We start from the raw sequence: 19,898 nt of genomic DNA, 5'->3' as shown, positions 1-19,898 counted from the left end.
ATGGCGCGGCCTCCGTCGCCCCCGCAGCGCCGGGGCCCGCCGCGCCGGCCGCCGCCGGCGGCGTCCGCCGCGGCGACGCGATCGCGACCGTCATCCTGCTGGTCCTCGGCCTCTTCGGCGCCGCCTACAACGCGCTCCTGCTGAACCTGCTGCCGACGGTGGCGACCGAGACGTTCCGGCAGACGGCCGAGATGCTCGGCACCGAGGTTCCCGGGCGCGACTTCGTCCCCGGGGTGCAGGTGCCGACGCTCATCCTCGTGGGCACGGTCCTGCAGCTGGCGCTGTGGGGCATCGCACTGGCCTGGTCGCTGCGGCGCCTGCGGGCGCGACGCCTGGCGTTCTGGGTGCCGCTGCTGATGGGCGCGCTGGCGTTCGTGGTGTTCTACGCGCTCATGGCGCAGATCCTGCTCTCCGACCCGGAGTACGCTCGCGTGCTCATGGGCCCGGGGGCCTGACCGCCCGGTCGCGTCGCCGCGTCGCCCTGCGGCGAGGGCTCAGGCGTTGGCGGCCTGGCGACCCCGGCCACCGAGGGCGCGGGCGTCGCGGTTGCCCTGCAGGTCCTTGCGGAGCTCCTTCGGCAGCGAGAACATCAGGTCCTCCTCGGCCGTCTTGACCTCCTCGACCTCGCCGTAGCCGGCGTCCTCGAGCTCGAGGAGCACCTCCTTGACGAGCCCTTCGGGCACGGACGCGCCGCTCGTGACGCCGATGGTCTCGGCCCCCTCCAGCCACTCCTGACGGATCTCGGTCGAGTAGTCGACCCGGTAGGCGCGCTTCGCGCCGTACTCGAGGGCGACCTCGACGAGGCGGACGCTGTTCGACGAATTCGCCGAGCCGACGACGATCACGACGTCGGACTCGCGCGCGACCTTCTTGATGGCGACCTGGCGGTTCTGGGTCGCGTAGCAGATGTCGTCGGACGGCGGGTCCTGCAGGTTCGGGAACCGCTCGCGGAGGCGCCGCACGGTCTCCATCGTCTCGTCGACGGAGAGCGTGGTCTGCGAGAGCCACACGACCTTGTCGGGGTCGCGCACCTCGATGTTCGGCACGTCGTCGGGGCTGTTGACGAGGGTGACGTGGTCGGGTGCCTCACCCGCGGTGCCCTCGACCTCCTCGTGGCCCTCGTGGCCGATGAGCAGGATCTCGAAGTCGTCGCGCGCGAAGCGCACGGCCTCGCGGTGCACCTTGGTGACGAGCGGGCAGGTGGCGTCGATGGCGTGCAGGCCGCGCTCGGCGGCGGAGTTCACGACCGCGGGCGAGACGCCGTGCGCGCTGAAGACGACGTGCGAGCCCTCGGGCACCTCGTCGACCTCCTCGACGAAGATCGCGCCCTGCTTCTCGAGCTCGGTGACCACGTGGATGTTGTGGACGATCTGCTTGCGCACGTAGACGGGCGCACCGTAGTGCTCGAGCGCCTTCTCGACGGCGATCACCGCACGGTCGACGCCCGCGCAGTAGCCGCGCGGCGCTGCGAGCAGCACCCGCTTGCGTCCTTGGGCGGGGATATCCTTGAGCCGGCCGCGCACGCTCGGGATCCGAGGCATGCCGAGGTCGATTCGCGGGGCATCCGTCAAGCTCGTCACGGTGCCCATCCTACGCGGCCCCACATGACGAGCGGCTGGGAGGCCGCATGGCGCAGGGCCCCACGACGCGCGAGACGCCGTGGCCCGTCTCGGTGCTCTCGGGCAAGCTCAAGGAGTACCTCGACCGGCTTGGCACGGTGTGGATCGAGGGCGAGGTCACGCAGTGGGGGGTGTCGGCCGGCAACGTGTACGGCAAGCTCAAGGACCTCGAGGCCGAGGCGACCGTCTCCTTCACGATCTGGTCGTCGACCCGGGCGAAGCTGACCGAGCAGTTCAAGGCCGGCGACCACGTCGTCGCGCTGGTCAAGCCCAACTGGTGGGTCAAGGGCGGCTCGCTCACGATGCAGGTCTTCGACCTCCGCCACGTCGGGCTCGGCGACCTGCTCGAGCGGCTCGAGCGGCTGCGCGCCCAGCTCGCGGCCGAGGGGCTCTTCGACGCCGCCCGCAAGCAGCGGCTGCCCTTCCTGCCCGGCGTGATCGGCCTGGTCACCGGCAAGGACAGCGACGCCGAGAAGGACGTGATCCGCAACGCCAGGCTTCGGTGGCCCGCGGTCGAGTTCCGCGTCGTCCACGCGGCGGTGCAGGGCGAGCGCTGCTGCCCCGAGGTGGTGTCGGCGATCCGCCGGCTCGACGCCGACCCCGAGGTCGACGTCATCATCGTCGCGCGCGGCGGCGGCGACTTCCAGAACCTCCTCGGATTCAGCGACGAGCGCGTGGTGCGGGCCGCGGCCGAGGCGACCACGCCCATCGTGAGCGCGATCGGCCACGAGGCCGACCGCCCGCTCCTCGACGACGTCGCGGACCTCAGGGCGTCGACGCCGACGGATGCGGCGAAGCGGGTGGTGCCCGACGTGGCCGAGGAGCTCATCCGGGTCGAGCAGGCCCGCGCGCGCCTGCGCATGCGGGTCACGACGCTCGTCTCGCACGAGATCGACCGGCTGGGCCACCTGCGATCCCGCCCGGCCCTCGCCGATCCGGGCTGGATCGTCGACCGCCGCGCCGAGGACGTGACGAGGTGGGTGGCGCGCGGGACGGAGCTGGCCGAACGCGCGATCGAGCGCGCCGGCGTGCGCGTCGCGGAACTGCGATCGCAGCTGCGGGCCCTCTCGCCGCTCGCGACGCTGCAGCGCGGCTACGCCATCGTGCAGCGCGAGCACGACGGCGTCCTCACTCGGCCCGACCAGGCGCCGGAGGGCACGGCGCTGCGCATCACGCTCGCCGAGGGCCGTCTCGGCGCGACATCTCGGGGTGCTGTCGGCGACGGCGAATAGAATGCCGTCCATGCCCACCACTCCCCCGGATGTCGCCGAGCTGAGCTACGAGCAGGCGCGCGACGAGCTCGTTCGCGTCGTCTCCGAGCTCGAGCAGGGCTCGGCCACGCTCGAGGAGTCGCTCGCGCTCTGGGAGCGCGGCGAGGCGCTCGCGCAGCGCTGCGAGGAGTGGCTCGTCGGCGCGAAGGCCCGGCTCGACGCCGCGCGCGCCGGCGCCGCGGCATCCGACTCGTCGACCCGCGGCGGCGAGGGCTGATGGCGAGACGCGAGCCGCGCGTGGTGGCCGAGCTCGGCCGCCCCGAGACGCCGGAGGAGACGGCGGCGCGCAAGGCCGACGACGCGGTGCGACGACGCCAGCGGCAGACCGTCCGCAACCTCGTCGGATCTCTCCTCGCGAGCCTCGCCGTCGTCGCCGTCATCGTGCTCATCGTGCCGCGCAGCGACGTCCCGATCGAGCGCGACATCGACGTGCCCGCCGTCGCGGCGCAGGCGCAGGCCGGCATCGAGCCGCAGCTCGCGGTGCCCGAGCTGCCCGAGGGGTGGCGTTCGAACGCCGCCGAGCTGCGCGACAACCGCGCCGACGGCGTGACCGCCTGGTACGCCGGCTACCTGACGCCGAGCGACGAGTACGCGGGCATGTACCAAGGGCTCGATGCGAACCCCACGTGGACCGCCGACCTGCTCGCCAACACGATCGCGACGGGCGTGACGACCATCGACGGGGTCGAATGGACCGTGTACGACAACCGCGAGACCACCGCCGAGGTCGGCAACGCGAGGTACGGCCTCGTCACCGAGGCCGGCGACAGCACCTTCGTGCTGCTCGGCACCGCCTCCCCGGAGGAATTCGAGACCCTGGCCCGCGCGATCGCGCCGGCCGTCGACGCACAGCGCTGAGAGGAACGGCCGTGACCCAGTCCGTGCCCGCACGTCCCACTTCCCCCGCCGAGACGTGGCGCGAGCTCCGCGCCGGCAACCAGCGGTTCATCGCCGGCACCCCGCAGCACCCCCGTCAGGACGTCGATCGGCGAACCGAACTCGCCGACCACCAGCGCCCGCTCGTGGCGATCTTCGGCTGCAGCGACTCGCGGCTGTCGGCCGAGATCATCTTCGACGTCGGACTCGGCGACGCCTTCGTGGTCCGCAACGCCGGCCAGGTGACCTCCGACGACGTGATCGGCTCCCTCGAGTACGCCGTCGGCGTCCTCGGCGTGCCGCTGATCCTCGTGCTCGGCCACGACCAGTGCGGCGCCGTCCGCGCCGCCATCGACTCGCAGGGCGCGGACGCCGCGCCGCTCCCGGCGCACATCCAGTCCGTGGTCGAGCGGATCGTGCCCGCCGTGCGCCGCGTGGCCGGCTCCACCGAGGGGACGATCGACCCGGGCGCGATCGACGCCGCCTACGTCGGACGCGAGCACCTCCGCGACACCGTGGCGGAGCTCCTCGAGCGATCCGAGGTGATCAGCGACGCGATCGCAGCCGGTACGCTGGCTATCGTCGGCGCGAACTACCGCCTGCTCGAGGGCCGCGCCGAGACCGACATCGTCGTCGGTCGCATCTGACGCCGGCGGCGGCATCCGCTCGCTGCGCGCGCCGCTGCCGCAACTCGAAACCGCCCGAGATCGAAGGGGAACACACCGTGGTGGACAACGCCGCCGACTACCGGATCGAACACGACACGATGGGCGAGGTGCGGGTCCCCGCGTCGGCGCTGTACCGAGCGCAGACGCAGCGGGCGGTCGAGAACTTCCCGATCTCCGGGTCGGGCCTCGAGCCCGCCCAGATCGCGGCGCTCGCCCGCATCAAGAAGTCCGCGGCGCTCGCGAACGCGCGACTCGGCGTGCTCGACGCGCAGCTCGCGCAGGCGATCGCCGACGCGGCCGACGAGGTCATCGCCGGTCGCCACTCCTTCACCGAGCACTTCCCGGTCGACGTGTACCAGACCGGCTCGGGCACCTCCTCGAACATGAACATGAACGAGGTGCTCGCGACGATCGCGACCGAGAAGCTCGGCAGCCCGGTGCACCCGAACGACCACGTCAACGCCTCGCAGTCCTCCAACGACGTCTTCCCGACCTCGGTGCACATCGCGGTCACCGCCGCGCTCATCGACGAGCTCATCCCGTCGCTCGACCACCTCGCCGTGGCCCTCGAGGCGAAGGCCGACGCGTGGGCCGACATCGTCAAGGCCGGCCGCACCCACCTGATGGACGCGACGCCCGTGACGCTCGGCCAGGAGTTCGGCGGCTACGCCCGTCAGGTCCGCCTCGGCATCGAGCGCGTGCGCTCGGCGCTGCCCCGGGTCGCGGAGGTCCCCCTCGGCGGCACCGCCGTCGGCACGGGCATCAACACGCCGGCCGGGTTCCCGCAGCTGGTGATCGAGCTGCTCCAGCAGGAGACCGAGCTGCCGATCACCGAGGCGGCCGACCACTTCGAGGCGCAGGCCAACCGCGACGGGCTCGTCGAGGCGTCCGGCGCGCTCCGCACGATCGCCGTGAGCCTCACCAAGATCTGCAACGACCTCCGCTGGATGGGCTCGGGCCCGAACACCGGCCTCGGCGAGCTGTTCATCCCCGACCTGCAGCCGGGGTCCTCGATCATGCCGGGCAAGGTCAACCCGGTCGTCCCCGAGGCGGTGCTCATGGTCGCATCGCGCGTCGTGGGCAACGACGCCACCGTCGCCTGGGCGGGCGCGTCGGGCTCGTTCGAGCTGAACGTGCAGATCCCGGTCATGGGCACCGCGCTGCTCGAGTCGATCCGCCTGCTGTCGAACTCGGTGCGCGTCCTGGCCGACAAGACGATCGACGGCCTCCAGGTCAACGAGGAGCGCACGACCGCCCTGGCCGGCATGTCGCCGTCCATCGTCACGCCCCTCAACAAGATCATCGGCTACGAGGCCGCGGCGAAGATCGCGAAGCACTCGGTCGCCAAGGGCATCACGGTCCGCGAGGCCGTCGTCGACCTCGGCCACGTCGAGCGCGGCGACCTCACCGAGGCGCAGCTCGACGAGGCCCTGAACCTGCTGTCGATGACGCGTCCGCCCCAGGCGAAGTAGCGCCGGCCGCGGCATCCGCTGCATCACGACGGCCCCGGAACCGAGGTTCCGGGGCCGTCGTGCGTCCGCGCGGCGTCGCGGCGACTACGCCAGTTCGGCGCCGTCGAGCATCTCGGAGACGAGTGCCGCGATCGCCGACCGCTCGGACCGGGTCAGCGTGATGTGGGCGAACAGCGGGTGCCCCTTCAGCGTCTCGATGACGCTCGCGACGCCGTCGTGCCGACCGACCCGCAGGTTGTCGCGCTGCGCGACGTCGTGCGTGAGGATCACCCGCGAGTTCTGCCCGATGCGGCTCAGCACGGTGAGCAGCACGTTGCGTTCGAGCGACTGCGCCTCATCGACGATCACGAACGCGTCGTGCAGCGAACGGCCTCGGATGTGCGTGAGGGGCAGCACCTCGAGGATGCCGCGGTCGACGACCTCCTCGAGCACGTTGTCGGAGACCAGGGCGCCGAGGGTGTCGAACACGGCCTGCGCCCAGGGGTTCATCTTCTCGCCCTGGTCGCCCGGCAGGTACCCGAGTTCCTGCCCGCCCACCGCGTACAGCGGCCGGAAGACCATGATCTTCTTGTGCTGCTGCCGTTCGAGCACGGCTTCGAGCCCGGCGCACAGGGCCAGCGCCGACTTGCCCGTGCCCGCCCTGCCGCCGAGCGAGAGGATCCCGATCTCCTGGTCGAGGAGCAGGTCGATCGCGAGGCGCTGCTCGGCCGAGCGCCCGTGCACGCCGAACACCTCGCGGTCGCCGCGCACCAGCCGCACCTCGTGCTCGCCCACCACGCGGCCGAGGGCCGAGCCGCGCTCGGAGTGGATGACCAGGCCGGTGTTGACCGGCATGCCCTCGACCTCGCTCGTCGTGATCGCGTCGTGCTCGTACAGCTTCGCCATGTCGTTCGAGCCGAGCGCCAGCTCCGCCATGCCCGTCCAGCCGGAGTCGACCGCGAGCTCCGCGCGGTACTCCTGCGCGTCGAGGCCCACCGAGGCCGCCTTCACGCGCAGCGGGAGGTCCTTCGAGACGACCGTGACCGCGAGCCCGTCGTTCGAGAGGTTCATCGCGCACGCCAGGATGCGCGAGTCGTTGTCGTTCAGCTGGAGGCCGCTCGGCAGCACCGACATGCTCGAGTGGTTGAGCTCGACGCGGAGCGACCCGCCGTCGTCGCCGACCGGGATCGGGAAGTCGAGCCGTTCGTGCTCGACGCGGAGATCGTCGAGGATGCGCAGCGCCTTGCGGGCGAAGAAGCCGATCTCGGGGTCGTTCCGCTTCGCCTCGAGCTCGGTGATCACCACGACGGGGAGCACCACGGCGTGTTCGGCGAATCGGAACAGGGCTCGCGGGTCGGACAGCAGCACCGACGTGTCGAGCACGTAGGTGCGTTCCGCCTGCGAGATCCCGCCGGGCACGGCATCCGACGGCGCCGCACCGGCGACCGACTCGACCGATCCGACGGGCTTGGTGGGTTCGACAGAGGTCACGACCGCTCCTGCCCCGAGCTTCCGCTCGGCTCACGCGCCGGCCGGCGATCCTCCAACGAGCGGTTCACGAGCCGACTCGATCAGGCGACTTGCCCGATGCCTCGACGGTACGTCCGACGCCCGACATCCTCGTGAGCGACACGCGGCGCGACATCCCCCGTTCACGTGCCGGTCGACGGCGCGACGGATGCCGCCCGTGGGCGTCAGTACGTCGCGGCGGTGTTGAACGAGACGAACGCCCCGCGGAGCATCTCGACGGTGTCCTCCGACAGCACGGCATGGACGCTCAGTCGCACGCTGCCGAGCCGCGTGGTCGCGGTGACGCCGTGGTTGTGCAGCGACGCCGACAGCACGGTGATGTGCTCGGGTTCGGGTTCGAGCACCACGATGCCCGCGCGCTCCCGTTCGTCGCGGGACGACGAGACGGGGATCGCGAACTCGTCGGCAAGGTCGATCACCCGGCTCACGTTCTCGGCGAGCCGCGAGTTGACGGCGTCGACGCCGACCCCGGCGATCTCCTCCATCGCGGCCGCGAAGCGGGCTGCGGCGATCGGGTCGAGGTTCGAGACGCGGAACGCCCGGGCCGTGGACGCGGGCGGCGGCACCTCGTCCCACACCTCGGGCTCCTCGGTTCCGGTGTAGCCGGAGAACACGGGGGTGAGCTGCTCCCGGGCACGGTCGGACACGGCCATGAACCCGGTGCCCCAGCCGGCGCGGCACCACTTCTGCCCGCCGGTGACGACGACGTCGGCGAGCTGCCAGGGCGCGTCGACCACGCCGAAGCCCTGGATGGCGTCGACGATGAGCAGCCGGTCGCCGATCACCTGGCGGATGCCCTCGAGGTCGCAGAGGTAGCCCGTGCGCGAATCGACGAGGCTCACCGCGACCGCGGCGACGTTGGATTCGAGTTGCGCCCGGATCTGCCCGGGGGTGACCTTCCCGTGATCGGTCTCGAGCCACGCGGGCTGCACCGCGTGCAGCGCCTCCTGCGCGCGGACGGCGGCGATCGGGAGGCTGGGGAACTCGCCGGGCGAGAGGAGCACGGTCCCGGTGAGGCCGAACATCGCGTGCATCAGGCCGGTGGTCGTGTTCGGCACGGCGACGACCTGGTCCGGCGTGAAGCCGGTGAGTGCGGATGCCGCCTCGCGGAGCCGTTCGTCCTGCTGGCGCAGCGCGTCGAGGCTGCCGTAGCGCGCACGTTCGAGGACGTGCGTGAAGGCGTAGGTCTCCTCGGCCGCGACCCGCGTGAGCGGGCCGACCCGGCCGTAGTCGAGGTACCCGGGCTCCTCGGTGAAGCCGGCGAGGTAATCGTCGATGGTCACTCGGCTCAGCGCCCCCTTCTCCGAGGCATATCCTGACATGCCCGCGGCGGAATGATCACCCTCCGAACCGCCGGTGCCGCTTGGTGTAGTCGCGGAGCGCGCGCAGGAAGTCGACCTGCCGGAGGTCGGGACCGAGCGCCTCGACGAAGTAGAACTCGCTGTGCGCCGCCTGCCAGAGCATGAAGTCGCTGAGGCGCTGCTCGCCCGACGTGCGGATGACGAGGTCGGGGTCGGGTTGCCCGCCCGTGTAGAGGTGCTCCCCGATGAGGTCGGGGGTGAGCGACTCGGCGAGGTCCTCGAGGCTGCGACCCTCCGCGTGGTGCGAGGCGACGATGGAGCGCATCGCGTCGGTGATCTCGCGTCGGCCGCCGTAGCCGACGGCGAGGTTCACGTGCAGGCCGGCCTTGCCGGCGGTCCGCTGCTCGGCCGCATCGAGGGCCGCCACCAGGGGCTCGGGCAGGCCCGCGTCGCTGCCGACGTGCTGCACGCGCCAGTCGCGGTAGTGGCTGAGCTCCTCGGCGAGGTCGGCGATGATCTCGATGAGGTCCTCGAGCTCGCCGGAGGTGCGGTTGCCGAGGTTGTCGCTCGACAGGAGATACAGGGTCACGACCTTCACGCCCAGGTCGTCGCACCACTCGAGGAACTCGCGCATCTTCGCCGCCCCGGCGCGGTGGCCGTGCGCGGCGGTCTCGTACCCCAGCTGCTTGGCCCAGCGCCGGTTGCCGTCGATGATCATGGCCACGTGGCGCGGCAGTTCTGCCTGGTCGAGCTCGCGCCGGAGCCGGTTCTGGTAGAGCCGGTAGAGGAGCCCGCGACCGAGGTGATGATCGCTCGTCTGCACCCGACTACGGTACTCCCCCGCCGAAGCCGGTCACTCACAGCATCCCGTGATGCGCGCGCCCCTACGCTGTGGACATGACCCCCGCGAGCGAACCCGAGGACGTCGGCGAGCACCTCAAGCGCCCCGAGTCCCAGCTCGACCCGGCCGACGCCGCGGTCGCCGTCGACGATCGCCGCGGCCCCGACCTGCCGAACCTCCCGCTGATCGACGCGTCGCCCGAACGCCCGACCGACGTGAAGCCGACCTGGCGTGGCTGGATCCACGCCGGCACCTTCCCGCTCACCATCGCCGCGGGCATCGTGCTCATCGTCCTCGCCGAGGGAGCGTGGGCGAAGTGGGCGTCGGCGGTGTTCACCCTCACCTCGATGCTGCTGTTCGGCCTCTCGGCCCTCTACCACCGATTCGACTGGTCGCCGCGGACCAAGGTGATCCTCAAGCGCGTCGACCACGCCAACATCTTCCTGCTGATCGCGGGAACGTACACGCCGCTGGCGATCCTCGCCCTGCCGCCGGACAAGGGCTGGCTCCTGCTCGCGATCGTCTGGGGCGGCGCGCTGCTCGGCATCGGGTTCCGGGTGTTCTGGATCCACGCCCCGCGCTGGCTGTACGTGCCGCTGTACCTGCTGCTCGGCTGGGCCGCCGTGATGTACCTCGGCGACCTCCTCGAGGCGAGCGTGGCGATGATGGTGCTCGTCATCGTCGGCGGCGTGCTCTACACGGTCGGTGCCGTCATCTACGGCATGAAGCGGCCAAACCCGTGGCCCGGCCACTTCGGCTTCCACGAGATCTTCCACGTCTGCACGGTGCTCGCGTTCATGTGCCACTGGACCGCGACGCTGATCATCGCCCTGAACCCCGTCTACCACCTCGGCTGAGACCGGGTGGCGCCGCTCGGCGCTACTCGGGCTTCGAGGGGGGCAGGTCGGATGCCGCGTCGCCGCCCGGTCGCTCCGTCGGCGCTCCCGAGCCGTCGCCCCCGGCGGCGGCGCGCTCCTCGGCGTCGAGTCGTTCGCGCGCCTCGGCGCGGTAGTTGACGCGGCGGATGCGGCGGACCATGTCGAGCACGAGCAGCAGCACGACCGCCATCACGATGAAGGTGATGACGAAGCCCTCGACGCCCGGCGTCACGTCGTTCGGGTCGAACTCCTCCTCCGCGGCGACGGCGAGCAGCGCGGTGACGGCGGACGCGACGGGCATCGGGATCCCTTCAGGGGCGGGGCGTAGGCTTGCTTGAAGCCTAGACGATCGAACCGGGAAGGAGCCGGGCGGTGCCCCCACGCGAGTCCGCCGATGCCGCCGCGATCGATGCGGCGGCCGAGGATGCCGCACTCGACGGCGCCGCACGGTCGTCCGACGAGGTCCGCGGGCCCGGCGAGGCGAGCCAGCTCGCCGACCGCTACGGGCGCACGCCGGAGCGCCGACGCCGCGAACGGTGGCTGCTCGGCGGCGCCGCGCTCGCGTTCGCCGTGGTGCTCGTCGCCTGGGTGGTCTGGGCGGGTCTCGACGGCAGCCGTCCGCAGGTGCAGGCGACCGACCTCGGGCACCGGCTGATCGACGACCACGCCGTCGAGGTGACCTGGCGGCTCTCGGTGCCGGCGGGCAACGAGACCGCGTGCATCGTGCAGGCCTTCAACGAGGACTTCACCATCGTGGGCTGGAAGGTCGTCGAGATCCCGGCCTCCGAGCGGCCGCTGCGCACCTTCACCGAGACCGTGCGCACCGCGCTCGAGCCCAACACGGGTTTGGTCTCGACCTGCTGGCTGATCTAACATAGGAGATTCGCTCCGGCATCCGCCGGGGCGTCACGTCTATACACGGGAGTGTGCACCATGGCGCAGGAGGCAACCGTCACCTGGCTCACCCAGGAGGCCTACGACCGGCTCGCCGCCGAGCTCGAGCACCTCTCCACCACCGGCCGCGAGGAGATCGCGAAGCGCATCGAGGCCGCACGTGAAGAGGGCGACCTCAAGGAGAACGGCGGGTACCACGCCGCGAAGGACGAGCAGGGCAAGCAGGAGGCCCGCATCCGCCAGCTCACCGAGCTGCTGCGCACCGCCGAGGTCGGCGAGGCGCCCCAGTCGAGCGGCGTCGTCGAGTCGGGCACGGTCATCACGGCCGTCGTCGCCGGCGACGAGGAGCGCTTCCTCATCGGCAGCCGCGAGATCGCGGGCGACTCCGAGCTCGACGTCTTCAGCGAGCAGTCGCCGCTCGGCGCGGCGATCCTCGGCCTCAAGGTCGGCGAGTCGACGTCGTACACGGCGCCCAACGGGCGCGAGATCCCGGTCGAGATCCGCAAGGTCGAGACCTGGGGCGGGCAGTAGGCCCGAGCACGAGCTTCGAGGGGCGGAGGCGGCGCATGCAGCGCGGCATCCGCCCCTCGCTCATTCCTCGATGACCTCGGGCTCGTAGCCGGCGCGTCGCAGCACGTCGACGACCTCGGCCCGATGCTCCGGACCGCGCGTCTCGACCGAGAGCTGGAGCGCCACCTCGGAGATCTGCATGCCGGCGCCGTGGCGCGTGTGGAGCACCTCGACGACGTTGGCGTTCGCGCGTGCGACGAGTTCGGCGATGCGCGCGAGCTGACCCGGTCGGTCGGGCAGCCCGATGCGCAGGGTGAGGTAGCGGTCGGATGCCGCGAGACCGTGCGCGATCACGCGCTGCATCAGGAGCGGGTCGATGTTGCCGCCCGAGAGCACGACCACCGTCGGGCCGTCGGGGCGCACCGCGCCGGTCATGAGTGCGGCGACGCCGACCGCGCCGGCCGGCTCGACGACGAGCTTCGCGCGCTCGAGCAGCACGAGCAGCGCCCGGGCGATGTCGTCCTCGGTGACGGTGACGACCTCGTCGACCGCGTGACGGATGATGTCGAAGTTCAGCTCGCCCGGCCGGTACACGGCGATGCCGTCGGCGATGGTCGGCACGACCGGCACGGTCGTCGGCTCCCCCGCGACGAGCGAGGGCGGGTACGGCGAGGCGTTCTCGGCCTGCACCCCGATGACCCGGACCGTGCGCCCGAGCGCGGCAGCCCGCTGCTTGGCGGCGCTCGCGATCCCGGCGGCCAGGCCACCGCCGCCGATGGGCACGACGATCGTCGTGGCATCCGGGGCCTGCTCGAGGATCTCGAGCCCGAGCGTGCCCTGCCCGGCGATCACGTCGGCGTGGTCGAACGGCGGGATGAGCACCGCACCGGTCTCCTCCGCGAACCGGGCTGCGGCCTCGAGCGTCTCGCCCACCGAGTCGCCCCGCAGCACGACGTCGGCGCCGTACGCCCGGGTCGCCTCGAGCTTCGGCAGCGCGACGCCGACGGGCATGAAGATCGTGGCGCGGATGCCGAGCTCGCGGGCCGCGTACGCGACGCCCTGCGCGTGGTTGCCCGCGGACGCGGCGACGACGCCGAGCGCGCGCTCGTCGTCCGTGAGCGCCGACATCCGGTTGAACGCGCCGCGCAGCTTGTACGAGCCCGTGCGCTGCAGGTTCTCGCACTTCAGGTGCACCGGCACCCCGGCGAGCGCGGCGAGGTAGCGCGAGGACTCCATGGGCGTGCGCCGGGCGACGTGCGCCACGATCCGCTGCGCGGCCTCGAACCCGGCGAGGTCCGGGCCCGGCCAGGCGGGGGCGCCGGTCGAGGGCGGGGCGACCGGCGGAGCGTCGGTCGTGCGGGCGTCGATGGCGTGGTTCATGTCACCGTCCGTATCCGGGTCGTTGGGGCACCGTGCGCCACAGCGGCGACTTCGTCTCGGTGGGTTCCGGCGGTTCCGCCTGCTTCCACGTGCCGCCGGCGATGTAGAGGATCATCACGTTGAGCACCGCCGCCACGGGCACGGCGAACAGCGCGCCGGGGATGCCGGCCAGCAGCGACCCCGTGGTCACGGCGATGACCACGCCGAGCGGGTGGACCTTCACCGCCGTGCCCATGATGAGCGGCTGGAGCACGTGGCCCTCGACCTGCTGCACGAGCAGCACCACGCCGAGCATGGCCAGCGCGATGCCCCATCCGTTGTAGACGAGGGCAACGAACACGGCGAGTGCGCCGGTCACGACCGCACCGACGATCGGGACGAATGAGCCGAGGAACACGAGGATCGCGATGGGGATCGCGAGCGGGACGCCGAGCAGCAGCGCGCCGAGCCCGATGCCGACGGCGTCGATCGTCGCGACGAGGATCTGCACCTTCACGAAGTTCTGCAGCGTGGCCCATCCGACCCGGCCGCTGCCGTCGATCGCCGCGCGGGCGCGCTGCGGGAAGATCCCCACAATCCAGTTCCAGATGAACCGGCCGTCGATGAGGATGAACAGGGTCGCGAACAGCGCGAGCAGCAGCCCCGCGAGGAAGTGACCGACCGAGGACCCGACCGACAGCGCGCCGCTGACGAGAACGCTGCTGTTCTCCTGCGCGGAGGTGACGATCTCGTCGACCCAGTCGTCGAACTGCTGCGGCGTGATGTGCAGCGGCCCCTCGAGCAGCCACGCGCGGAAGTCCTCCCACGCGATCACGGTCTGGGCGGCGAGGTCGCCGGAACCGCGGACGATCTGCGAGATGCCGAGCGTCAGCAGTCCGGCGACGGCGGCGAGGGTGGTGAGCATGGCCGCGGTCACCGCGAGCCACTTCGGCCACCGGTGCCGTTGGAGGAACTGGGAGAAGGGCACGAGCAGCGCGGAGAGCAGCACGGCCACGAGCACCGGCACGATGACGAAGCGGAGCTGGATGATGAGGAACACCACCACGGCGAGCACGCCGCCGACGAGCAGGAGCCGCCACGACCACGCCGCGGCGACGCGCATGCCGTACGGCACGGACTCGGCCGCGTCGCGCGACGGCTGCGCCGCCGTCTCGGGCACGGACGTGCGGCGTGCGATCGCGCGCCGAGCGCGCGAGGTCCCCTTGGCATCCGCCATGGGGTAAGTCTAGGCTCCGCTCCCCGGGGGGTTCCGCCGTATGTCGCAGGCGGCCGGTAGGGTCGACGCACCATGGTCGACGTCGTCAGTCCCGCCCTCGCCCGTCGCATCGCACTCGCCGCCCAGGGCTTCGGCCGTCCGATCCCGGCCGCCCCGGGCGCGAGGGCGCTCGGTGGCGTGGTCGATCGGCTCGGCCTGCTCCAGATCGACTCGGTGAACGTGTTCGAGCGCAGCCACTACCTGCCCGCGTTCAGCCGCATCGGCGGATACGACCGGGCCGCACTCGACCGGCTCGCCTGGGGGCGGCGTGGCCGCCTCGTCGAGTACTGGGCGCACCAGGCGGCGTTCATCCCCCGCGAGCTGTGGCCCATGTTCGAGTTCCGTCGCGAGGAGTACCGCCGCAGCGGCACGTCCGAGTGGGGCGGATGGCTCTCCGAGAACCGGCGCCTGGCCGACTGGCTGCGAGCCGAGCTCGCCGCGAACGGTCCGATGCCCGCGAGCGCGATCGAGCACGACGCCAACGAGCGCCGCGGGCCGTGGTGGGGGTGGTCCGACGTGAAGCGCACCCTCGAGTGGATGTTCCGCACGGGCGAGGTCGTGTGCGTCGACCGACGCCGCTTCGAGCGCGTGTACGCGCTCCCCGAGCAGGCCCTCGATCCCGCCCTGCTCGACGCCGCCCCCGCCGGGGCCGACCAGGTCCGCACCCTGGTCGAGCGGGCGGCATCCGCGCTCGGCATCGCCACGGCCGCCGATCTCGCCGACTACTGGCGCATGAAGTCCGCCCAGGTCCGTCCCGCCGTCGCCGACCTGGTCGACGCCGGCGTGCTCCTGCCCGTCGAGGTGCCCGGCTGGACCACGGGCTCCAGGCCCGCACCGGCGTGGCTGCACCGCGACGCCCGGCGACCCCGCCGGATCGAGGCGGCCGCGCTGCTCTCGCCGTTCGACCCGGTGGTGTGGTTCCGGCCGCGGGCCGAGCGCCTCTTCGACTTCCACTACCGCATCGAGATCTACACCCCCGAGCCGCAGCGACGCTTCGGGTACTACTCCCTGCCCGTCGTGATCGACGACGCCGTCGTCGCGCGGGTCGACCTCAAGAGCGACCGGGCGGCGGGCGTGCTCCGGGTGCAGTCGGCGTGGGCCGAACCCCACGCCCCCGCCGGGACCGCCGAGCGCCTCGTGCCGGAGTTGCGCCGCGCCGCCGACTGGCAGGGCCTCGGCGAGATCGTCGTCGCCGGCCGGGGCGACCTCTCCCCCGCGATCGCCTCGGCGCTCGCGGCAGCGTGAGCGGCTAGAAGCTCCGCCCCATCTCGTGCAGCCGCCGCACGCGCTCCTGGATCGGCGGGTGCGTCGCGAACAGCCGGTCGACGACGCCCGGCTTCAGCGGATCGGCGATCCACAGGTGGGCCATGGACGTGTTCTGGCGCTGCATGGGCCGCCCGTGCGCCTCGAGCTTGAGCAGGGCGCGCGCGAGCGCGTCGGGATGCCGCGTGGTCATGGCCCCCGTGGCATCCGCCAGGTACTCGCGCTGCCGCGAGACCGCCAGCTGTACGAGGCTCGCCACGAGGGGCGCGATGAGCATCGCGACCAGCCCGAAGACGAGCACGACGGGATTGCCGTTGTTGTTGCGACCGAAGAACGCCATGCGCAGGAACAGGTCGGAGATGAACCCGATCGCCACGACGAGGCCGAACACGACCATCGAGAGCCGGATGTCGTAATTGCGGACGTGGCCGAGCTCGTGCGCCATGACGCCCTCGAGCTCGGAGTCGTCCATGAGCTCGAGGAGTCCGGTGGTCGCCGCGACGACCGCATGCTGCGGGTCGCGCCCCGTCGCGAACGCGTTCGGCGCGGGGTCGGAGATCACGAAGACGCGCGGCATCGGCGTGCCCGTGGTGATCGACAGGTTCTCGACGGTGCGCCACAGCCGCGGGTGGTCGCGGACGCCGTGGATCTCGACGGCGCCCGACATCGACAGCGCCTGACGGTCGGCCGTGTAGTACTGGAAGAGCGCGTACGCGGTCGCGATCACGAGCGTGATGACGACGATGGTGAGGTCGCCGTAGATCACCGACGCCAGGTAGCCCAGCCCGCCGACGATGGCGAGGAACAGCAGGATCGTGAAGACGGTGTTGCGCTTGTTCCGGGCGATCGCTCGATACATCGGCTAGAACTGCACGCGCGGCGGCTCTGCGATGGCCGCCGGCTCGGTGACCTCGAAGAACTCGCGCTCGTGGAAGCCGAGGCTGCGCACGAACAGGGTGTTCGGGAACACCTTGATCTTCGTGTTGAGCTCGCGCACGCCGCCGTTGTAGAACCGGCGCGACGCCTGGATCTTGTCCTCGGTGTCGACGAGCTCGGACTGCAGCTGCAGGAAGTTCTGGCTCGCCTGCAGCTGCGGGTACGCCTCGGCCACGGCGAAGATCGACTTCAGCGCCTGCTGCATATGGTTCTCGGCGGCACCGGCCTCGGCGGGACCCTGCGCCTGCAGGGTCTCGGCGCGGGCGCGCGTGACGTTCTCGAAGACCGCCTTCTCGTGCGCGGCGTAGCCCTTGACCGCCTCGATGAGGTTCGGGATCAGGTCGGCCCGTCGCTTCAGCTGCACCGTGATGTCGCTCCACGCCTCATCGACGCGCACGTTCAGGGTGACGAGCGAGTTGTAGGTGGCCCACAGGTAGATGCCGATCACCAGCACCAGGACGACGACGATGATGAGCGGGATCAGCCATTCCATGGCGAGGACTCCTGAGCTTCGGCGACGATCGGGTACGGCCATCCTACGCCGCAGGGCCGGACCCCGCCCGGACTCCCATGCGACTCCGAGTCAGCGCGCCCGCGGCATCCGCTCGCCTCAGGCGCCGAGGACCCGGTCGAGGTAGGGGTTGGCGAAGCGGCGGTCGGGGTCCAGCTCGTCGCGCACGCGCAGGAAGTCGTCGAACCGCGGGTAGGCGCCGCGCAGCGCGTCGGCGTCGAGCGAGTGCAGCTTGCCCCAGTGCGGCCGCCCGTCGTGGGCGCGCATGATGGCCTCGACGGCGCCGAAGTACTCGCGCGGGTCCTCACGGAAGTACCGGTGCACCGCGATGTAGCCGGTCTCGCGGCCGTACGCGGTCGAGAGCCACACGTCGTCGGACGCCGCGGCCCGCACCTCGATCGGGAAGCTGATGCGCCAGCCGCGCCGCTCGATCAGCGCGCGCACCTGGCCGAACGCGGCCGGGACCGCCTCGAGCGGCAGCGCGTACTCCATCTCGGCGAACCGGACGCTGCGGTGGGTGGTGAACACCGCCGGCGACCGGTCGGTGAAGTCGCGGTCGCCCGTGAGCCGTTCGACCTGCCGTGCGAAGAACGGCGTGACGGATGGCGCCACGCGGCCGAGCGCGCAGATCCCCCGGTAGACGCCGTTGGCGAGCAGTTCGTCGTCGATCCAGCGCGACACGCGACCGAGCGGGTGCCGCGGTGCGTCGCCGGGAAGCCGGGTGTTCGTCTTGGTGAGCGCGGTATCGGTGTGCGGGAACCAGTAGAACTCGACGTGGTCGGCGTCGCGCACCCGGTCGTCCCAGGCGGCGAGCACCTCGTCCAGCGGTTCCGGGCGTTCCACGGCGTGGAGGACGAAGCGCGGCACGAGCTGGAGGGTCACGTCGACGAGCACGCCGAGCGCGCCGAGCCCGAGTCGCACGGCCGGGAGCAGGTCCGGGCGCTCGCGCTCGTCGACCCGGAGGAGTTCACCGGTCCCGGTGACGAGCGTCGCCCCGACCACCTGCGTGGCGAGCCCGCCGAAGCCGAGCCCGGTGCCGTGTGTGCCCGTCGAGATCGCTCCCGAGACGGTCTGCCGATCGATGTCGCCCATGTTCGCCAGCGCGAGCCCGTGGGGTTCCAGCAGCCCGGGCAGGCGGTGCAGCGGCGTCCCAGCGCCGAGCGTGACGCGACCGGTCGCGGCATCCGCGTCGATCACCCCCGAGAGGTCGGCGAGGTCGAGCTGCACGTCGGGCGCGACCGCGATGCCGGTGAAGCTGTGCCCCGAGCCGACGGGCTTCACCCGCAGCCCGGATGCCGCGGCGGCCCGGACCGCCCGCTGCACCGCGCCCGCGTCCGCGGGCCGCTCGACCCGCAGCGGTCGCACCGCCTCGGTGCGCGCCCAGTTCCGCCAGGTCGCGCCGGTGGCGGTCACAGGAACGCCTTCCCCTCGCCGCGGTACGTGGGAAGCTCGCCGATCACGCGGCCGTCGTCGACGAGCGCGTAGGCCTCGACGTGCTCGGCGAGCTCACCGGACTTGGCATGACGCAGCCAGACGCGGTCGCCCGCGCGAAGCGCGCCCGCCCCTCGACCGGTGACCGGGGTCTGCACCTCGCCGGCGCCCTCGCGCGGAAGCAGCCGCAGGCCCTCGGGCCACACCACGCGCGGCAACCGGTCCCGGCCGGGCGGGCCGGACGCGATCCACCCGCCGCCGAGCAGGGTCGCGTGCTCGGGACCGGGCGAGCGGACCACGTCGAGCGCGAACGCCGCGGCCGGCGCGGGCGCGAAGCCGGCGTAGCCGTCGAAGAGGTGGCCGGCGAACAGGCCGGACCCGGCCGCGACCTCCGTCACGCTCGGATCCGCCGCCGTCGCCTCGATCGAGCCCGTGCCGCCGCCGTTGACGAACTCGAGTTCGGCGTGCCGGCGCACCGCGGCGACCGCGAGGGCTCGCCGCTCGACCAGCTCGGCCATCGAGCGCGGCTTCATCCATCGGGTCGCCGCGCCCGCCACCGGCCGGCCGGCCGGTCGATCGGCGACGCCGGCCACCTGCGCCTCGTAGGCCATGAGCCCGACGAGGCGGAAGCCGGGCCGGGACGCGACCGTCGCCGCGAGCGCCTCGGCGTCGGCCGCCGAGTGGACCGGCGACCGGCGCACGCCGACGTGGCCGAGCACGGGCGCGCGCCACGATGCGTCGAGTTCGAGGCAGACGCGGATCGGTTCGCGGCGCCCCGGACCCGCCACGGCGTCGACGAGGTCGAGCTGGTCGACCGAGTCGACCATGATCGCCACCCGCGCCGCGGCCTCGGGATCGCCGGCGAGCCGGGCGATCGCCGCCCGGTCCGCGGTCGGGTAGCCGACCACGACGTCATCGGCCGACCCCCTTCCGACCAGCCACAGCGCCTCCGGGAGGGTGTACGCGAGCACGCCCCGGTACCCGGGCAGCTGCTCGAGCGCCTCGACGACGCCGCGCACGCGCAGCGACTTCGACGCGACCCGGATGGGCGTGCCGCCCGCACGACGCACGAGGTCCCGCGCGTTGCGACGCAGCGCCCCGAGGTGGAGCACCGCCAGCGGTGCCGCGAGTGCCGCCGTCGCGGTGTCGAGCTCCGGCCAGTACCGTTCCGGGTGGGTCCAGGGCGTGCCATCCGCGTCGTCGGGGGCGTCGGCGCGGAGGCCGAGATCGAGGGCGGTCACGGGGCACAGTATGCCTGCGGGGCGCGCGGGACACCAACCACG

Annotated in this window: 21 protein-coding genes; 10 read left to right on the top strand and 11 right to left on the bottom strand. The window is 72.2% G+C overall.

Annotation, left to right across the window (positions count from 1 at the left end):
- Positions 1–455: DUF6264 family protein (locus tag AVP42_RS16765; RefSeq protein WP_197467031.1), on the top strand; the 455-nt coding region annotated here is incomplete at its 5' end.
- Between the two features lie 39 nt (positions 456–494).
- Here AVP42_RS16765 and AVP42_RS13770 read toward each other — a convergent pair.
- Complete coding sequence (locus AVP42_RS13770; protein ID WP_067950015.1) at positions 495–1,541, bottom strand: 4-hydroxy-3-methylbut-2-enyl diphosphate reductase; 1,047 nt, start codon at positions 1,539–1,541, stop codon at positions 495–497.
- 86 nt (positions 1,542–1,627) lie between these two features.
- Between AVP42_RS13770 and xseA the strand changes: the two genes are divergently transcribed.
- From xseA to AVP42_RS13745, 5 genes are all read left to right on the top strand, one after another.
- Positions 1,628–2,851 (top strand): exodeoxyribonuclease VII large subunit, encoded by a 1,224-nt coding sequence (gene xseA, locus AVP42_RS13765; RefSeq protein ID WP_067949992.1) that lies wholly within the window; start codon positions 1,628–1,630, stop codon positions 2,849–2,851.
- A gap of 10 nt (positions 2,852–2,861) precedes the next feature.
- Positions 2,862–3,107: an exodeoxyribonuclease VII small subunit gene (locus AVP42_RS13760; RefSeq protein ID WP_157356849.1), complete on the top strand. Its 246-nt coding sequence runs from the start codon at positions 2,862–2,864 to the stop codon at positions 3,105–3,107.
- The gene (locus AVP42_RS13755; protein ID WP_067949988.1) at positions 3,107–3,748 is read left to right on the top strand and encodes a DUF4245 family protein; all 642 of its coding nucleotides are present in this window, start codon (positions 3,107–3,109) and stop codon (positions 3,746–3,748) included. The genes AVP42_RS13760 and AVP42_RS13755 overlap by 1 nt, the downstream gene beginning before the upstream one ends.
- An 11-nt stretch (positions 3,749–3,759) precedes the next feature.
- Positions 3,760–4,413: a carbonic anhydrase gene (locus tag AVP42_RS13750; protein WP_231878635.1), complete on the top strand. Its 654-nt coding sequence runs from the start codon at positions 3,760–3,762 to the stop codon at positions 4,411–4,413.
- A gap of 77 nt (positions 4,414–4,490) precedes the next feature.
- Positions 4,491–5,906 carry an aspartate ammonia-lyase gene (locus AVP42_RS13745; protein ID WP_082847285.1) on the top strand — a complete coding sequence of 472 codons (1,416 nt, stop codon included), beginning with the start codon at positions 4,491–4,493 and terminating at the stop codon, positions 5,904–5,906.
- Positions 5,907–5,990: 84 nt separating this feature from the next.
- Here the strand turns inward: AVP42_RS13745 and AVP42_RS13740 are convergent, their stop codons facing one another.
- From AVP42_RS13740 to AVP42_RS13730, 3 genes are all read right to left on the bottom strand, one after another.
- Complete coding sequence (locus AVP42_RS13740; RefSeq protein ID WP_067950010.1) at positions 5,991–7,304, bottom strand: PhoH family protein; 1,314 nt, start codon at positions 7,302–7,304, stop codon at positions 5,991–5,993.
- Positions 7,305–7,579: 275 nt separating this feature from the next.
- Entirely contained in the window at positions 7,580–8,698 is a 1,119-nt protein-coding gene (locus tag AVP42_RS13735; RefSeq protein WP_231878634.1) for an aminotransferase class V-fold PLP-dependent enzyme, read from the bottom strand.
- A 55-nt stretch (positions 8,699–8,753) separates the two neighbouring features.
- The gene (locus tag AVP42_RS13730; protein WP_067949985.1) at positions 8,754–9,539 is read right to left on the bottom strand and encodes an isoprenyl transferase; all 786 of its coding nucleotides are present in this window, start codon (positions 9,537–9,539) and stop codon (positions 8,754–8,756) included.
- Between the two features lie 74 nt (positions 9,540–9,613).
- Here AVP42_RS13730 and AVP42_RS13725 point away from each other — a divergent pair, with 74 nt between their 5' ends.
- Entirely contained in the window at positions 9,614–10,414 is an 801-nt protein-coding gene (locus tag AVP42_RS13725) for a hemolysin III family protein (protein WP_082847284.1), read from the top strand.
- A 22-nt stretch (positions 10,415–10,436) separates the two neighbouring features.
- Here the strand turns inward: AVP42_RS13725 and AVP42_RS13720 are convergent, their stop codons facing one another.
- On the bottom strand, positions 10,437–10,736 hold the full coding sequence (locus tag AVP42_RS13720) for a hypothetical protein (protein WP_067949982.1): 300 nt from the start codon (positions 10,734–10,736) through the stop codon (positions 10,437–10,439).
- 71 nt (positions 10,737–10,807) lie between these two features.
- Here AVP42_RS13720 and AVP42_RS13715 point away from each other — a divergent pair, with 71 nt between their 5' ends.
- Positions 10,808–11,308, top strand: coding sequence for a DUF4307 domain-containing protein (locus AVP42_RS13715; RefSeq protein WP_067949980.1), 501 nt, complete (start codon positions 10,808–10,810; stop codon positions 11,306–11,308).
- Positions 11,309–11,368: 60 nt separating this feature from the next.
- Entirely contained in the window at positions 11,369–11,860 is a 492-nt protein-coding gene (gene greA, locus AVP42_RS13710; protein WP_067949979.1) for a transcription elongation factor GreA, read from the top strand.
- A gap of 60 nt (positions 11,861–11,920) precedes the next feature.
- Here greA and ilvA read toward each other — a convergent pair whose 3' ends face one another.
- Positions 11,921–13,219, bottom strand: coding sequence for a threonine ammonia-lyase (ilvA, locus tag AVP42_RS13705; RefSeq protein ID WP_082847282.1), 1,299 nt, complete (start codon positions 13,217–13,219; stop codon positions 11,921–11,923).
- A gap of 1 nt (position 13,220) precedes the next feature.
- Positions 13,221–14,435 carry an AI-2E family transporter gene (locus AVP42_RS13700; RefSeq protein WP_082847281.1) on the bottom strand — a complete coding sequence of 405 codons (1,215 nt, stop codon included), beginning with the start codon at positions 14,433–14,435 and terminating at the stop codon, positions 13,221–13,223.
- Between the two features lie 72 nt (positions 14,436–14,507).
- Here AVP42_RS13700 and AVP42_RS13695 point away from each other — a divergent pair, with 72 nt between their 5' ends.
- The gene (locus AVP42_RS13695; RefSeq protein WP_067949976.1) at positions 14,508–15,719 is read left to right on the top strand and encodes a winged helix-turn-helix domain-containing protein; all 1,212 of its coding nucleotides are present in this window, start codon (positions 14,508–14,510) and stop codon (positions 15,717–15,719) included.
- A gap of 4 nt (positions 15,720–15,723) precedes the next feature.
- Here AVP42_RS13695 and AVP42_RS13690 read toward each other — a convergent pair whose 3' ends face one another.
- The 4 genes from AVP42_RS13690 to AVP42_RS13675 all read right to left on the bottom strand — a co-directional run bounded on the left by AVP42_RS13690 (position 15,724) and on the right by AVP42_RS13675 (position 19,856).
- Positions 15,724–16,596 carry a M48 family metalloprotease gene (locus tag AVP42_RS13690; protein WP_067949974.1) on the bottom strand — a complete coding sequence of 291 codons (873 nt, stop codon included), beginning with the start codon at positions 16,594–16,596 and terminating at the stop codon, positions 15,724–15,726.
- Positions 16,597–16,599: 3 nt separating this feature from the next.
- Positions 16,600–17,166, bottom strand: coding sequence for a LemA family protein (locus tag AVP42_RS13685; RefSeq protein ID WP_067949973.1), 567 nt, complete (start codon positions 17,164–17,166; stop codon positions 16,600–16,602).
- Positions 17,167–17,283: 117 nt separating this feature from the next.
- Positions 17,284–18,597 carry a D-arabinono-1,4-lactone oxidase gene (locus tag AVP42_RS13680; RefSeq protein ID WP_067949971.1) on the bottom strand — a complete coding sequence of 438 codons (1,314 nt, stop codon included), beginning with the start codon at positions 18,595–18,597 and terminating at the stop codon, positions 17,284–17,286.
- Positions 18,594–19,856, bottom strand: coding sequence for an alanine racemase (locus AVP42_RS13675; protein ID WP_067949969.1), 1,263 nt, complete (start codon positions 19,854–19,856; stop codon positions 18,594–18,596). Before AVP42_RS13675 ends, AVP42_RS13680 begins: the two co-directional genes overlap by 4 nt.
- Positions 19,857–19,898 lie beyond the last annotated feature (42 nt).

Source organism: Agromyces sp. NDB4Y10 (assembly GCF_001620055.1).
In the GTDB taxonomy this organism is placed as follows: Bacteria; Actinomycetota; Actinomycetes; order Actinomycetales; family Microbacteriaceae; genus Agromyces; species Agromyces indicus.
This window is presented reverse-complemented; position numbering and strand designations above follow the sequence as displayed.

Excerpts from the sequence above, each read along its gene's own strand:
- AVP42_RS13700 (WP_082847281.1), bottom strand. The coding sequence starts at position 14,435 with ATGGCGGATGCCAAGGGGACCTCGCGCGCTCGGCGCGCGATCGCACGC.
- AVP42_RS13760 (WP_157356849.1), top strand. The coding sequence starts at position 2,862 with ATGCCCACCACTCCCCCGGATGTCGCCGAGCTGAGCTACGAGCAGGCG.
- greA (WP_067949979.1), top strand. The coding sequence starts at position 11,369 with ATGGCGCAGGAGGCAACCGTCACCTGGCTCACCCAGGAGGCCTACGAC.
- AVP42_RS13695 (WP_067949976.1), top strand. The coding sequence starts at position 14,508 with ATGGTCGACGTCGTCAGTCCCGCCCTCGCCCGTCGCATCGCACTCGCC.
- AVP42_RS13720 (WP_067949982.1), bottom strand. The coding sequence starts at position 10,736 with ATGCCCGTCGCGTCCGCCGTCACCGCGCTGCTCGCCGTCGCCGCGGAG.
- xseA (WP_067949992.1), top strand. The coding sequence starts at position 1,628 with ATGGCGCAGGGCCCCACGACGCGCGAGACGCCGTGGCCCGTCTCGGTG.
- AVP42_RS13690 (WP_067949974.1), bottom strand. The coding sequence starts at position 16,596 with ATGTATCGAGCGATCGCCCGGAACAAGCGCAACACCGTCTTCACGATC.
- AVP42_RS13725 (WP_082847284.1), top strand. The coding sequence starts at position 9,614 with ATGACCCCCGCGAGCGAACCCGAGGACGTCGGCGAGCACCTCAAGCGC.
- AVP42_RS13755 (WP_067949988.1), top strand. The coding sequence starts at position 3,107 with ATGGCGAGACGCGAGCCGCGCGTGGTGGCCGAGCTCGGCCGCCCCGAG.
- AVP42_RS13770 (WP_067950015.1), bottom strand. The coding sequence starts at position 1,541 with ATGCCTCGGATCCCGAGCGTGCGCGGCCGGCTCAAGGATATCCCCGCC.
- AVP42_RS13685 (WP_067949973.1), bottom strand. The coding sequence starts at position 17,166 with ATGGAATGGCTGATCCCGCTCATCATCGTCGTCGTCCTGGTGCTGGTG.
- ilvA (WP_082847282.1), bottom strand. The coding sequence starts at position 13,219 with ATGAACCACGCCATCGACGCCCGCACGACCGACGCTCCGCCGGTCGCC.